General features: G+C 46.9%; 12 protein-coding genes. 11 read left to right on the forward strand and 1 reads right to left on the reverse strand.

The window, feature by feature from the left end:
• Positions 1 to 132 precede the first annotated feature (132 nt).
• The 9 genes from DWY55_RS19685 to DWY55_RS19725 all read left to right on the forward strand — a co-directional run bounded on the left by DWY55_RS19685 (position 133) and on the right by DWY55_RS19725 (position 9,457).
• Entirely contained in the window at positions 133 to 369 is a 237-nt protein-coding gene (locus DWY55_RS19685; RefSeq protein WP_034523359.1) for a hypothetical protein, read from the forward strand.
• A 366-nt stretch (positions 370 to 735) separates the two neighbouring features.
• Positions 736 to 2,232 (forward strand): 2-isopropylmalate synthase, encoded by a 1,497-nt coding sequence (locus tag DWY55_RS19690; RefSeq protein ID WP_005835565.1) that lies wholly within the window; start codon positions 736 to 738, stop codon positions 2,230 to 2,232.
• Between the two features lie 42 nt (positions 2,233 to 2,274).
• Complete coding sequence (gene leuC, locus DWY55_RS19695; protein WP_120178290.1) at positions 2,275 to 3,669, forward strand: 3-isopropylmalate dehydratase large subunit; 1,395 nt, start codon at positions 2,275 to 2,277, stop codon at positions 3,667 to 3,669.
• Positions 3,670 to 3,778: 109 nt separating this feature from the next.
• Positions 3,779 to 4,378 carry a 3-isopropylmalate dehydratase small subunit gene (gene leuD / locus DWY55_RS19700; RefSeq protein ID WP_005826193.1) on the forward strand — a complete coding sequence of 200 codons (600 nt, stop codon included), beginning with the start codon at positions 3,779 to 3,781 and terminating at the stop codon, positions 4,376 to 4,378.
• Positions 4,368 to 5,909, forward strand: a complete 1,542-nt coding sequence (locus tag DWY55_RS19705) for an alpha-isopropylmalate synthase regulatory domain-containing protein (RefSeq protein ID WP_005826194.1) — start codon at positions 4,368 to 4,370, stop codon at positions 5,907 to 5,909. The genes leuD and DWY55_RS19705 overlap by 11 nt, the downstream gene beginning before the upstream one ends.
• A 12-nt stretch (positions 5,910 to 5,921) precedes the next feature.
• Complete coding sequence (locus tag DWY55_RS19710; protein ID WP_005835569.1) at positions 5,922 to 6,179, forward strand: hypothetical protein; 258 nt, start codon at positions 5,922 to 5,924, stop codon at positions 6,177 to 6,179.
• Entirely contained in the window at positions 6,169 to 7,230 is a 1,062-nt protein-coding gene (leuB, locus tag DWY55_RS19715; protein ID WP_005835570.1) for a 3-isopropylmalate dehydrogenase, read from the forward strand. Before DWY55_RS19710 ends, leuB begins: the two co-directional genes overlap by 11 nt.
• A 409-nt stretch (positions 7,231 to 7,639) precedes the next feature.
• Positions 7,640 to 8,590, forward strand: a complete 951-nt coding sequence (gene cysK / locus DWY55_RS19720) for a cysteine synthase A (RefSeq protein ID WP_034523114.1) — start codon at positions 7,640 to 7,642, stop codon at positions 8,588 to 8,590.
• Positions 8,591 to 8,605: 15 nt separating this feature from the next.
• The gene (locus tag DWY55_RS19725) at positions 8,606 to 9,457 is read left to right on the forward strand and encodes a tetratricopeptide repeat protein (protein ID WP_005826199.1); all 852 of its coding nucleotides are present in this window, start codon (positions 8,606 to 8,608) and stop codon (positions 9,455 to 9,457) included.
• A 3-nt stretch (positions 9,458 to 9,460) separates the two neighbouring features.
• Here the strand turns inward: DWY55_RS19725 and recQ are convergent, their stop codons facing one another.
• The gene (gene recQ / locus DWY55_RS19730; protein ID WP_005835573.1) at positions 9,461 to 11,272 is read right to left on the reverse strand and encodes a DNA helicase RecQ; all 1,812 of its coding nucleotides are present in this window, start codon (positions 11,270 to 11,272) and stop codon (positions 9,461 to 9,463) included.
• A 281-nt stretch (positions 11,273 to 11,553) separates the two neighbouring features.
• Here recQ and DWY55_RS19735 point away from each other — a divergent pair, with 281 nt between their 5' ends.
• Together DWY55_RS19735 and DWY55_RS19740 are read left to right on the forward strand one after the other, a co-directional pair.
• Positions 11,554 to 12,027 carry a helix-turn-helix domain-containing protein gene (locus tag DWY55_RS19735; RefSeq protein WP_005826207.1) on the forward strand — a complete coding sequence of 158 codons (474 nt, stop codon included), beginning with the start codon at positions 11,554 to 11,556 and terminating at the stop codon, positions 12,025 to 12,027.
• 101 nt (positions 12,028 to 12,128) lie between these two features.
• Positions 12,129 to 14,177 (forward strand): dipeptidyl-peptidase 3 family protein, encoded by a 2,049-nt coding sequence (locus DWY55_RS19740; protein WP_034523115.1) that lies wholly within the window; start codon positions 12,129 to 12,131, stop codon positions 14,175 to 14,177.
• Positions 14,178 to 14,179: the final 2 nt, after the last annotated feature.

The following is a 14,179-nucleotide window of genomic DNA, read 5'->3' on the forward strand; positions in this document are numbered from 1 at the left end:
TCGCCGTTTTCAGAAGAAGCCTCCGTGTCTGATAAGGATACGGAGGCTTTGTTCGTTTTTGGCGGTCTCATAAACTTTTCTTATATTTGCGCCGAACTAATTTTATATCAACGTTTAAAGCAAATTGAAAGTATGAAGACTAAAGTTTTATTGGCTGCCGTTGCGGTAGCGTTTTCTTTCGCAGTGACATCTTGTGGCAACAAAAAGGCTGCAGATTCTAATGCAACTGAGGCAGATTCTTGCTGTGCTGCAAAAACAGAACAAGTATGTGACTCTGCAAAGGCATGTTGCCAGGCTGCTGATTCAGCAGCGTGTCCTAAGGCTGCATGTGATGGTGCCAAGTGTGACAAACCTTGTGAGAAGAAGTAATTCAGAACTTGTATTGAACTGAAGAATAAGGAAAGGCGTACCTTGAGGTACGCCTTTTTTTGTGATATATTTCAGCGATAAATAAATACAAACTTATAAAATGATATTTTTTATCGGAAAAAAGTAACGAATTTGTTTGTGTGGTACGAAATAATATCTACCTTTGCAACGTCAAAACAAAAAAGAAGATGATTCAGAACTTTACATATATTCTACTGTGTGGTATTATTATTCTACTGGCAAAGTTTAGTGGAAGTGAGTGCTGTGCGTGAATATATATGTAAGATGCAATGATATATGAAGCCTTTCTCACTTCCAAGTGTGAAAGGCTTTTTTTATGGAACATAAATTAAATACAATAAAGCAATGAGTGACAAATTATTTATTTTCGACACAACGCTCCGCGATGGCGAGCAGGTTCCGGGATGCCAATTGAATACAGTGGAAAAGATTCAGGTAGCCAGACAACTGGAAGCCCTGGGGGTGGACGTGATTGAAGCCGGATTTCCGATTTCAAGTCCGGGAGATTTCAATTCGGTCATTGAGATATCAAAAGCTGTGACATGGCCCACCATCTGTGCCTTGACACGTGCCGTACAGAAAGATATTGATGTGGCGGCAGAGGCTTTGCAGTTTGCCAAGCATAAACGTATCCATACTGGTATCGGTACATCTGACTCGCACATTAAATATAAATTTAATTCCAATCGCGAGGAAATAATAGAGCGTGCAGTGGCTGCCGTAAAGTATGCACGTAAGTATGTGGATGATGTAGAGTTCTATGCCGAAGATGCAGGCCGAACGGATAATGAATATTTGGCACGGGTGGTAGAAGCTGTTATCAAGGCAGGTGCGACTGTGGTGAATATTCCCGATACAACGGGGTATTGCTTGCCTGATGAGTATGGCGCGAAGATAAGATATCTGATGGAACATGTCAACGGTATTCATAATGCCATTATTTCTACTCATTGCCACAATGACTTGGGCATGGCTACTGCCAATACAATGGCTGGCGTACTGAATGGTGCCCGCCAGGTGGAGGTAACCATCAATGGTATTGGTGAACGTGCCGGCAATACTTCTCTTGAGGAAGTGGCGATGATTATCAAATGTCACAAGGACATAGAAATCGAGACCAACATCAATACACAGAAGATTTATCCAACCAGCCGTATGGTGTCCAGTCTGATGAACATGCCGGTGCAGCCCAACAAGGCTATTGTAGGTCGCAATGCTTTTGCCCATTCGTCGGGTATTCACCAGGATGGTGTGTTGAAGAATGTACAGACTTACGAAATCATTGACCCGCATGATGTGGGTATTGATGATAATTCCATCGTATTGACAGCCCGTAGCGGACGTGCAGCCTTGAAGAATCGTTTGTCGATATTGGGAGTACAACTGGATCAGGAGAAGTTGGACAAAGTGTATGAAGAGTTCTTGAAACTTGCCGATAAGAAGAAGGATATCAACGATGATGATATTCTGGTATTGGCAGGGGCAAACCGTACGCAGAACCACCGTATCAAACTGGAATATCTTCAGGTGACCAGTGGGGTGGGGGTTCGTTCGGTTGCCAGCTTGGGATTGAACATCTCTGGCGAGAAGTTTGAAGCCGCCGCCAGTGGAAACGGTCCGGTAGACGCTGCTATCAAGGCTTTGAAGAAGATTATTGACCGCCATATGACATTGAAGGAATTCACTATCCAGGCTATCAGCAAGGGTAGCGACGATATGGGTAAGGTACATATGCAGGTGGAATACGATAATCATATTTATTATGGGTTCGGTGCCAATACGGATATTATCGCGGCATCAGTGGAAGCGTACATCGACTGTATCAATAAGTTCAAGATGTGATTTTAATCGTAAATTGTAAATAGCTAAATTGTACATAAAGAGATGAATACATTATTTGATAAAATCTGGGATGCCCATGTGGTACAGAAAGTGGAAGACGGTCCCACACAGCTTTATATTGACCGGCTTTATTGTCATGAAGTAACCAGCCCGCAAGCCTTTTCAGGATTGCGCGAACGTGGAATCAAGTGTTTCCGTCCGGAAAAGATTTTCTGTATGCCCGACCATAACACGCCGACGCATGACCAGGACAAGCCGATTGAAGACCCGGTTTCAAAGACTCAGGTAGATACACTGGCCAAGAATGCGGAAGAGTTTGGATTGGCCCATTTCGGCATGATGGACAAGAAGAACGGAATTATCCATGTAGTAGGTCCGGAACGCGGGCTGACCCTGCCTGGCATGACCATTGTCTGCGGTGACTCGCATACTTCCACCCACGGGGCGATGGGAGCAGTGGCTTTCGGTATCGGTACGAGTGAGGTGGAAATGGTAATGGCCTCGCAATGTATCCTTCAGACCCGTCCTAAGACAATGCGCATCACTGTCGACGGCAAACTTGGCAAGAGAGTGACGGCAAAAGATGTAGCATTGTATATGATGTCGAAGATGACGACCAGCGGCGCTACGGGATATTTCGTGGAATATGCCGGAGAAGCTGTGCGTGGTCTGACTATGGAAGGCCGTCTGACCTTGTGCAATCTGAGTATAGAGATGGGTGCCCGCGGCGGTATGGTTGCTCCGGATGAGACCACTTTCGAGTACATCAAAGGACGCGAATATGCTCCGAAGGGTGAGGCATGGGACAAGGCATTGGCCTATTGGAAAACATTGAAGAGTGATGAGGATGCAGTGTTCGACAAGGAAGTCCGTTTTGCTGCCGAAGATATTGAACCGATGATTACATACGGTACCAACCCGGGCATGGGTATGGGTATCACACAACATATTCCTACTACCGAAGGCATGGGAGAAGCTGCCCGGACCTCTTTCATGAAGTCTATTAGCTATATGGGTTTCCAACCGGGAGAACCTTTGCTGGGTAAGAAGGTTGACTATGTGTTTTTGGGTGCCTGCACCAATGGACGCATTGAGGATTTCCGTGCATTTGCCTCCATTGTGAAAGGCCGTCGGAAAGCCGAGAATGTAGTGGTATGGCTGGTTCCGGGCTCCTGGATGGTAGATGCACAGATTCGCGAAGAGGGACTGGACAAGATTTTGGAAGAGGCCGGTTTTGCCATTCGCCAACCGGGTTGTTCTGCTTGCCTGGCAATGAACGACGATAAGGTGCCTGCCGGAAAGTATGCAGTGTCTACCAGTAACCGTAATTTTGAAGGACGCCAGGGACCGGGTTCCCGAACACTGCTTGCCAGCCCGCTTGTAGCTGCAGCAGCGGCAGTGACTGGAGTAATTACTGACCCGAGAACGCTGATTTGATGTACGATTGGACGATTTACGATTAAAATTACTTCGTAAATCAAACATCGTTCAACAAAGGTAAATCAAGAGTATTTTCAATCGTAAATTGTAAATCGTAAATACAAAGATGAAGACAAAATTTGATATAATAACCAGTACTTGTGTGCCTCTTCCATTAGAGAATGTGGATACAGACCAGATAATCCCTGCACGTTTTCTGAAAGCTACTACCCGTGAGGAAAAGTTCTTCGGAGATAATTTATTCCGCGATTGGCGCTATCATCCGGACGGTTCTCTGAACAAGGACTTTGTTTTGAACAATCCCACTTACGGTGGACAGATTCTGGTGGCGGGAAAGAACTTCGGTTCCGGTTCCAGCCGTGAGCATGCTGCATGGGCCATTGCCGGTTACGGTTTCCGCGTGGTGGTATCGAGTTTCTTTGCCGATATACACAAGAACAATGAACTGAACAACTTTGTGCTTCCGGTGGTGGTAAGTGAGCCGTTCCTGAAAGAGTTGTTCGACTCTATCTCTGCCAATCCGAAGATGGAAGTGGAAGTGAATCTGCCCGAACAGACCATCACCAACAAAGCTACGGGCAAGATCGAACATTTTGAAATCAATGCCTACAAGAAACATTGCCTGATGAATGGCTTGGATGACATCGATTTTCTGGTTGAGAATAAAGATAAGATAGAAGCTTGGGAGAATAAAAATGAAGCATAATCATCCGAAGATAGAAATCATGGACACTACGCTCCGCGACGGTGAACAGACCAGCGGAGTCTCCTTTGTGCCCCATGAGAAGCTGATGATTGCCCGTTTGTTACTGGAGGAATTGAAGGTAGACCGGGTGGAGGTGGCTTCTGCGCGGGTATCCGAAGGAGAGTTTGATGCCGTAAAAATGATTTGTGACTGGGCGGCACGCCGTAATCTGTTGCCAAGAGTAGAAGTGCTTGGCTTTGTAGATGGCCACACGTCGGTGGACTGGATACATGCGACCGGTTGCCGTGTCATCAATCTGCTGTGCAAAGGCTCGCTGAAGCATTGCACCTACCAGTTGAAGAAGACTCCCGAAGAGCATATCGAGGATATTCTGTCCGTAGTGGATTACGCCAACGAGCAGGATATGGTAGTGAATGTCTATCTGGAAGACTGGAGCAACGGCATGAAAGATTCTCCGGAATATGTGTTCCGTCTGATGGACGCCTTGGAGCAGACCAATATCCGCCGCTATATGTTGCCTGACACGTTGGGCGTATTGAACCCGCTGCAGGTCATCGAGTTCATGCGCAAGATGGTGAAACGCTATCCGCATGCCCATTTTGACTTCCATGCCCACAATGACTATGACCTTGCCGTGAGCAATGTGCTTGCCGCCGTACTTAGCGGTTGCAAGGGACTGCATACTACCATTAACGGCCTGGGCGAACGCGCCGGCAATGCTCCGCTTGCCAGTGTGCAGGCTATCCTGAAAGACCACTTCAATGCCATTACCAACATTGACGAAAGCCGCCTGAACGACGTAAGCCGTGTGGTGGAGTCCTACTCGGGCATCGTCATTCCCGCCAATAAACCGATTGTTGGCGAGAATGTATTTACCCAAGTGGCAGGCGTCCATGCCGACGGTGACAATAAAAGTAACCTCTACTGCAACGACCTCCTGCCCGAACGCTTTGGTCGCAAGCGAGAGTATGCCCTGGGCAAGAACAGCGGTAAAGCCAATATCCGGAAGAATCTGGAGGACTTGGGGTTACAACTGGATGAAGATGCCATGCGCAAAGTGACCGAACGCATCATTGAGTTGGGCGACAAGAAAGAGCTGGTGACGCAAGAAGACCTGCCCTATATCGTTTCGGACGTACTGAAGCACGGAATGGCAGAAGAACGCGTCAGCCTTAAGAGCTATATTGTGAATCTGGCGTATGGATTGAAGCCGATGGCTACGTTGAAGATAGAAATTAACGGAAAGGAATATGAGGAAAGTTCCAGTGGAGATGGCCAGTATGATGCTTTTGTGCGCGCCTTGCGCAAGATATATAAAGTGACACTGGGTCGTAAGTTCCCGATGCTGACGAACTATGCCGTGACCATTCCTCCCGGTGGGCGTACCGATGCCTTTGTGCAGACGGTTATTACCTGGAGTTTTGAAGATACGATATTCCGTACACGCGGATTGGACGCAGACCAGACGGAAGCGGCCATCAAGGCGACGGTGAAGATGCTGAATATCATAGAAGACGAATACGAATCATAAAAAATGGATCTCATGGAGAAAAAGAAATCGTTTTTTGAGAGGCGTCCTTATGTATGCTATGCGTTGTATGCAGGCTTGCTTTTTGCTTTCAACCTCTTTCTGCGTTGGTGGAGCGGCGAGTTGGATGCGGACGAGTATCTTATGTCAGCCATCAATACCCTTATATTGACAGCAGGTTTTGTGTGGGGTGATCGGTATCGCCGCAAGAATCTTGCAAACAAAAAGAAGATAGATGAACTTTTAAATAATAAAGAAAACAATGGATTTTAAAATTGCAGTGTTGGCCGGTGACGGTATCGGCCCCGAAATCTCTACCGTAGGCGTGGATGTGATGACTGCCGTGTGTGAGAAGTTCGGACATAAAGTGAACTATGAATATGCCATCTGCGGTGCAGACGCGATAGACAAGGTGGGTGACCCGTTTCCCGAAGCCACTTATGAGGCTTGTAAAAATGCGGATGCTGTATTGTTCTCTGCCGTAGGTGACCCGAAATTCGACAATGACCCTACTGCCAAAGTGCGTCCCGAGCAGGGCTTGCTGGCTATGCGCAAGAAACTGGGACTATTTGCCAACATCCGTCCCGTGCAGACCTTCAAATGTCTGCTCCATAAGTCTCCCCTTCGTGCGGAACTGGTGGATGGTGCCGATTTCCTTTGCATCCGCGAACTGACCGGTGGCATGTACTTCGGTGAGAAATACCAGGACAATGACAAGGCGTATGATACGAACATGTATACCCGTCCTGAGATTGAGCGTATCCTGAAAGTCGGATTTGAATATGCCATGAAACGCAGTAAACATCTTACGGTGGTGGATAAAGCCAATGTGCTTGCCTCTTCCCGTCTTTGGAGACAGATTGCCCAGGAGATGGCACCGCAGTACCCCGAGGTGACAACCGACTATATGTTTGTGGACAACGCCGCCATGAAGATGATTCAAGAGCCGAAATTCTTTGACGTAATGGTTACGGAAAATACGTTTGGTGATATTTTGACGGACGAGGGTTCCTGCATCAGTGGCTCTATGGGATTGCTGCCTTCTGCTTCTACGGGAGAGAGCACGCCGGTATTCGAACCTATCCATGGTTCCTGGCCGCAGGCGAAAGGCTTGAATATAGCCAATCCGCTGGCGCAAATTTTGTCTGTAGCCATGCTTTTCGAATACTTCGACCTGAAAGAGGAGGGGGCGTTGATTCGTAAGGCAGTTGATGCTTCACTCGATGCGAATGTACGTACACCGGAGATTCAAGTAGAAGGTGGCGACAAATACGGTACCAAGGAAGTGGGCGCGTGGATTGTAGACTATCTTAAGAAGTCTTGATAACAGTGTCTCATTACCGTTCTGTTCATCAGTAACTTCTCACTGCAAAGTTCTGCAAACCTTTTGCAGTGTCACTGCAAAGCTGTTACAGTTGCGCTGCAAAGCAGTTGCAGTACCACTGCAAACCTATTTGCAGTAACGCTGCAGCTCGTTTGCTGTACTACTGCAAAAAGCATGCACCATCTTTGCAGTGGGAAGTCGCTGATTGTCAGATATGGTTCTTCCTCCTCATCCTGCCTTCTTCAATCGTTTCATATCCTTTCATCCTCTTTATTCGTGTTAAGCTTTGATAGATGGCAGTATAATCTTTCCTTTCCCGCACGGTTTATTTCTTGGAATTTCCATATCTTTGTCAGCATATCCATGTTACATAAGTGTGTACGGGAAGAATGTATTAGACAGTGAGATTATGGCGAAAATTGCAAAGAACCTGACGGAGTTGATTGGGCATACTCCTTTGATGGAATTGGCTGAATACAGCCGTAAATACGGATTGAAAAGAAATATTGTGGCTAAGCTGGAATCTTTTAATCCGGCGGGAAGCGTGAAGGACCGTGTGGCATTTGCCATGATTGAGGATGCCGAGGCACGTGGGGCTTTGAAACCCGGAGCCACGATTATTGAACCTACCAGTGGCAATACCGGCGTGGGACTGGCGATGGTGGCAACCATCAAGGGATATCATTTGATATTGACCATGCCGGAGACCATGAGTGTGGAACGCCGTAATCTGTTGAAAGCCTTGGGTGCGGAGATTGTACTGACCGACGGGCTGACAGGTATGGCCGGCTCCATTGCCAAAGCGAAAGAACTGCGGGATGCGATACCCGGTGCGGTTATTCTGCAGCAGTTTGAGAATCCCTCCAATGCCAAGGCTCATGAACATACTACGGGGGAAGAAATCTGGACGGACACGGATGGTAAAGTGACTGTTTTTGTTGCCGGTGTGGGTACGGGCGGTACGGTCTGTGGAGTGGCGCGTGCCTTGAAGAAACATAATCCGGATGTCTATGTTGTGGCTGTAGAACCGGCCTCCTCTCCGGTTCTGGAAGGAGGGGAAGACGCACCGCACCGCATCCAGGGGATTGGGGCCAATTTTATTCCTTCCATTTATGATGCTTCTGTAGTAGACGAGATTATTCCGGTGCCCGATGACGAGGCCATTCGTGGAGGACGAGAGCTGGCTTCTACGGAAGGCTTGCTGGCGGGCATCTCATCCGGTGCGGCGGTATATGCGGCACGGTTGCTGGCCGAACGCCCTGAATTTGCGGATAAAATGATTGTTGCCCTACTGCCCGATACGGGGGAACGCTATTTGTCAACAGAACTGTTCGCTTTCGATACCTATCCTTTGGAATAAATACTGAACTATTATATGAAGAAACTTATTTTTTCTTTCTTCTTGTGTGGAGCCACGATGTTCCCTGCCTTTTCACAAACCTATCAGGAACTGAGCGAACGTGCGGTTGCAGCCACGGAGCAAGACAGCTTGTCATTGGCCGAAAAATACATTGAACAAGCTTTGAAAATGGAGCCCGCCAATCCTCATAACGCTTTGCTGTTCTCCAACTTGGGTACGATACAACGTCGGCAGCACCGGTATGAGCAGGCTCTTGACTCGTATACGCTGGCATTGAACATTGCTCCGCGTGCCATACCCGCCCTGATGAATCGTGCCGCTCTTTATCTAGAGTTGGGAAAGGATGACTTGGCCCGGATAGACTATTCTTTGGTGCTGGATATAGAGAGCGATAATCAGGAAGCCTTGCTGATGCGTGCCTATATCTATATGCGGCAGCGCAACTATAATTTTGCAAAGTCTGATTATGAACGTCTGCTGAAACTTGCCCCCCAGAGTTACAATGGCCGTCTGGGGTTGGCTACACTGGAGCAGAAGGAGGGCAAATATGAAGCGGCGCTTTCGATATTGAATGCCATGATTGCAGAAAAAGGAGGAGAAGCTACCCGGCTGACTACCCAGCAATATGCCGTACTTTACGTAGCACGTGCGGGTGTAGAGCAGGATATGAAACATGTGGACCTGGCCATGATGGACTTGGAAGAAGCCATCAAGCTGGATGCTTCGCAGACAGAAGCCTACTTGATACGGGGGCAAATTTACCTTTCTCAAAAGAAAAAGGAGTTGGCAAAACGTGACTTCGAAAAGGCCATTTCACTTGGTGTGCCGCAAGGCGACCTCAGGGATTTGCTGTTGCAGTGTAAATAATATTTAACTGTATTTCCGTATCAGTTCCACAAACTCTTTTCCGTATTTCTTCTTTTTATATTCACCGATACCGCTGATATTACCAAATTCTTCTATGGTAGTGGGGCGGGAGGCGCTGAGTAGGTGGAGCACTTTGTCGGACAGTACGATATAGGCAGGAAGTGCTTCCTGGTCGGCAAGGCGTTTGCGGAGAGTGCGGAGAGCTTCGAAAAGTTCCCCACTTTCTGTATTGGGCAATCCCAATGGCAATTCTTTGGTTGGAACTGTAGCCTTGCGTTTACGGCCTCTTGTAGCTTGTACAGCTTCCTCGCGGCGGATGGTGACAAGCAGGGCGCGTGCTCTGCCAAACAAGACATCTGTTCCGCTTTGAGTAATTTTCAGATGGTTGTTTTCATTGTAGGCTATTTCGAAATAGCCGAGTTGCAACATTTGCAGCAGGTAGTCATGCCAATCTCTGACAGGTACTTCACGCCCGGCTCCAAAGGTCTTAAGGCGATGGTATCCTCTTTCTGTAACTTCAGAACTCATGTTTCCTCGGAGGATGTCCACTAAAATACCGGTCCCTATCTGCTGCTCGGAACGCGCGATTGCACTAAGTGCCTTTTGTACGATTATTGTACCATCGAAACGTTCGGGGGGATTTTTGCATACATCACAGTTTCCACAGTCGCAGGTCGTATTTTCACCGAAATAACTTAACAGAATGCGACGGCGGCAGATATCTGCTTCCGCATATTGCTGCATACGTTGCAGCTTTTCCAGGTTGATGCTTTGTTGCCCGCTGTCTGTTGCGAATTTAGTGAGCAGAATGAGGTCGGCCAGTGAATAGAACAAAAGGGTGTCACTGGGCATTCCGTCTCGTCCGGCACGTCCTATTTCCTGATAGAAACTTTCAATGCTTTTGGGCAAATTGTAATGAATTACCCAGCGCACATTGCTTTTGTCAATTCCCATTCCAAAGGCAATGGTGGCGCATACCACTTGCACGCGGTCATTGATGAAGTCGTCTTGTGCTTCATCTCTTCGTGCCGGCGACAGTCCTGCATGATAGACCGCCGACTTTATCCCTTGTTTTTGAAGCATTTGTGCCACTGTTTCAGCCTTGCTGCGGCTCATGCAATAAATGATGCCGCTCTCTCCCGGATGGCGGGCGATGAAGTCGAGGATGGCTTTGCTTTTTTCCTTCTGCTGGTAACCTCTTTTTACGGTGAGACTCAGGTTGGGACGGTCGAAAGATGAAATGAAAATTCTCGGTTGGTTGAGGTGTAGCTGTTTAATAATATCTTCACGGGTTATTTTATCGGCTGTGGCAGTAAGTGCAATGATGGGAACCTGGGGAAACAGTTGGTGAAGGATGCCCATCTGTGTATATTCCGGACGGAAATCGTGTCCCCATTGTGAGATGCAGTGAGCTTCATCAATGGCGAAAAGGGAAATATGCATATCCCTTAACAGATAGTTGGCTTCCGCCAATAATTTTTCAGGAGAAATATATAGCAGTTTCAGCTTGCCTTCCATGCATGCACGTCGTAGGGAAGCATTCTCTGTTTCATCATTATTGCTGTTCAGTGCACCGGCCGCGATACCGTTTGCACAGAGCGTTTCCACTTGGTCCTTCATCAAGGAAATGAGCGGAGAAACCACTACCGCCGTGCCTTCACTCAATAGGGCGGGAAGTTGGTAGCAGATGGATTTTCCACCTCCCGTAGGCATCAGTACCAATGCGTCTTTACGGTCCATCAGATGGCGTATGATGTCTTCTTGTAAGGGGCGGAAACTGTCGTAACCGAAATATGTCTTGAGCGTTTGTAGCATAATCTGGCAGTATGGATTTCTTCCGGCAAAGGTACACTAATTATTGCATATACTACAAATGGAAAGTCATCAAGATTTTGTATCATATGAGTTTCTGCAAAAGGTTAAAGTTTCTTATTAATGGCTGAATTGACCTACTTTTCAACCTTTTTCGTTGTTTATTTATCAAAAATATATACGGGAAAAGTTGTGTATTAAAAAAAAATGTCTGACTTTTGTAAAGTCTAAGGGGCTAACCCTTTGGCTTTTCCGATTTTAAACAACCCTAACCAGTTAATTCAATGAGTGATTTAGAAAACAATGCCCAGGAAAAAGGAACGAAGAAACGTCCTTACAACCTGCGCGAAAAGAAAGAAAAGGATGCTGCCTACCGTTCTTTGATAAGGCCGGAATTGGCAGATGAGTTGTATGACAAGATATTGAATATCGTTGTTGTACAAAAGAAGTACAGAGATGCTGATTATTCCGCTAAGGATTTGGCGAAAGAATTGCAGACCAATACTCGCTATTTGTCTGCAGTGGTGAATTCACGCTTCGGCATGAACTATTCTTGCCTGCTGAATGAATATAGAGTAAAAGAAGCGCAGCATTTGTTGACAGACAAAAGATATGCTGACAAGAATGTAGAGGAGATCAGTACGATGGTCGGCTTTGCAAACCGTCAGTCTTTTTATGCTGCTTTCTATAAAAATGTAGGTGAGACTCCTAATGGATATCGTAAAAGACACGCAGAAAAAGAAGCTAAGAAGAAATAATTCTGTATGACTGAATGAATAAAAAGGAAATATTCCGGAACAATTGTTTCGGGATACTTCCTTTTCTTCTTTTTTAATACCAATCTATATACTCCCGACACATGAAGAAACAACTAATTTCTATGGTGACTGCCCTTTCTCTATTGACGGCTTGTGGTGGAAATCCGAAAACAACTGCTGAGGCAGAAAAATTTGACTATACAGTGGAACAATTTGCAGATTTACAGATTTTACGTTACCGCGTACCAGGTTTTGAGGATTTGTCCCTCAAACAAAAAGAATTGGTTTATTATTTGACGGAAGCGGCTTTGCAGGGCAGAGACATTCTTTTCGACCAGAATGGCAAGTATAACCTGACGATTCGCCGGATGCTGGAAGCTGTTTATACCGGCTATAAGGGAGATAAGAATACTCCTGATTTCAAGGCTATGGAAGTGTACCTCAAGCGGGTATGGTTCTCTAACGGCATTCATCATCACTATGGTAGCGAAAAGTTCGTTCCGGGATTTACTCCCGAATTCTTCAGGCAGGCTGTACAGAGTGTGGATGCAGCTACGTTGCCGCTTGCCGAAGGACAGACTGTGGAACAACTGTGCGAGGAAGTGTTCCCCGTTATTTTCGACCCCACGGTGATGCCCAAACGGGTGAACCAAGCTGCCGGTGAAGATTTGGTTTTGACTTCCGCATGCAATTATTACGATGGCGTGACGCAGCAGGAGGCCGAAGATTTCTATAATGCCTTGAAGAATCCGCAGGATGAAACTCCCGTTTCCTATGGTTTGAATAGCCGTTTGGTGAAAGAGGATGGCAAGATTCAGGAGAAAGTATGGAAAGTGGGGGGCTTGTATGGACAGGCACTTGAAAAGATTGTCTACTGGCTGAAGAAGGCGGAAGGAGTTGCCGAGACTCCCGAGCAGAAGGCGGTGATAGCCAAACTGATGGAATTCTATGAAACCGGCGATTTGAAGACATTCGATGAATATGCCATTTTGTGGGTGAAGGATTTGAACTCACGCATTGACTTTGTGAACGGTTTTACCGAAAGTTATGGTGACCCGCTCGGCATGAAGGCAAGCTGGGAATCTCTGGTGAATTTTAAAGATTTGGAAGCTACCCAGCGTACAGAGTTGATAAGCGGCAATGCACAGTGGTTTGAGGACCATTCGCCGGTAGACGGACAATTCAAGAAGGAGAAAGTGAAAGGGGTGTCTGCCAAGGTAATCACGGCGGCTATTCTGGCCGGTGACTTGTATCCTGCAACTGCTATCGGCATCAACCTGCCCAATGCCAACTGGATACGTAGCCATCATGGTTCGAAATCCGTTACAATCGGTAACATTACAGATGCTTATAATAAGGCAGCTCATGGCAACGGGTTCAATGAGGAGTTTGTGTACAGTGATGCAGAGCTTCAACTGATTGATAAGTACGCAGATGTGACAGATGAACTGCATACTGACCTGCATGAATGTTTGGGACATGGTTCCGGTAAATTGCTCCCGGGTGTGGACCCGGATGCGTTGAAGGCATATGGTTCTACTATCGAAGAAGCGCGCGCCGACTTGTTCGGACTCTACTACGTGGCCGACCCGAAGCTGGTGGAACTGGGGCTTACTCCAAGTGCGGATGCTTATAAGGCTCAATACTACACCTATCTGATGAATGGTTTGATGACACAGCTTGTACGTATCGAGCCGGGTAACAATGTAGAAGAAGCCCATATGCGCAACCGTCAGCTCATAGCCCGCTGGGTGTACGAGAAAGGTGCGGCGGAGAAGGTTGTGGAATTGGTAAAGAAGGATGGGAAGACGTACGTCGTGATAAACGATTATGAGAAAGTGCGTGACTTGTTTGGCCGGTTGCTTGCCGAGATACAGCGTATCAAGTCCACCGGTGACTATGCCGGTGCCCATGATTTGGTGGAAGCCTATGCCGTGAAAGTCGATCCCGCTTTGCATGCCGAAGTGCTGGAACGCTACAAGAAGCTGAATCTTGCGCCGTATAAGGGGTTCGTCAATCCCAAGTATGAAGTGGTGACGGATGCCGACGGTACTATAACAGATGTGACAGTGACTTATGATGAAGGTTATGCGGAACAGATGTTGCGTTATAGCAAAGACTATTCTACATTGTCTTCTGTCAATAAATGATG

The sequence above is a fragment of the Bacteroides sp. AF25-38AC genome (assembly GCF_003602995.1).
In the GTDB taxonomy this organism is placed as follows: Bacteria; Bacteroidota; Bacteroidia; order Bacteroidales; family Bacteroidaceae; genus Bacteroides; species Bacteroides uniformis.

What these genes read in the sequence shown, in the direction of transcription:
- DWY55_RS19735 (WP_005826207.1), top strand. Translation starts at nt 11,554, where the DNA reads ATGAGTGATTTAGAAAACAATGCCCAGGAAAAAGGAACGAAGAAACGT.
- leuB (WP_005835570.1), top strand. Translation starts at nt 6,169, where the DNA reads ATGGATTTTAAAATTGCAGTGTTGGCCGGTGACGGTATCGGCCCCGAA.
- DWY55_RS19705 (WP_005826194.1), top strand. Translation starts at nt 4,368, where the DNA reads ATGAAGCATAATCATCCGAAGATAGAAATCATGGACACTACGCTCCGC.
- DWY55_RS19725 (WP_005826199.1), top strand. Translation starts at nt 8,606, where the DNA reads ATGAAGAAACTTATTTTTTCTTTCTTCTTGTGTGGAGCCACGATGTTC.
- leuD (WP_005826193.1), top strand. Translation starts at nt 3,779, where the DNA reads ATGAAGACAAAATTTGATATAATAACCAGTACTTGTGTGCCTCTTCCA.
- leuC (WP_120178290.1), top strand. Translation starts at nt 2,275, where the DNA reads ATGAATACATTATTTGATAAAATCTGGGATGCCCATGTGGTACAGAAA.
- DWY55_RS19710 (WP_005835569.1), top strand. Translation starts at nt 5,922, where the DNA reads ATGGAGAAAAAGAAATCGTTTTTTGAGAGGCGTCCTTATGTATGCTAT.
- DWY55_RS19740 (WP_034523115.1), top strand. Translation starts at nt 12,129, where the DNA reads ATGAAGAAACAACTAATTTCTATGGTGACTGCCCTTTCTCTATTGACG.
- DWY55_RS19685 (WP_034523359.1), top strand. Translation starts at nt 133, where the DNA reads ATGAAGACTAAAGTTTTATTGGCTGCCGTTGCGGTAGCGTTTTCTTTC.
- DWY55_RS19690 (WP_005835565.1), top strand. Translation starts at nt 736, where the DNA reads ATGAGTGACAAATTATTTATTTTCGACACAACGCTCCGCGATGGCGAG.
- recQ (WP_005835573.1), bottom strand. Translation starts at nt 11,272, where the DNA reads ATGCTACAAACGCTCAAGACATATTTCGGTTACGACAGTTTCCGCCCC.
- cysK (WP_034523114.1), top strand. Translation starts at nt 7,640, where the DNA reads ATGGCGAAAATTGCAAAGAACCTGACGGAGTTGATTGGGCATACTCCT.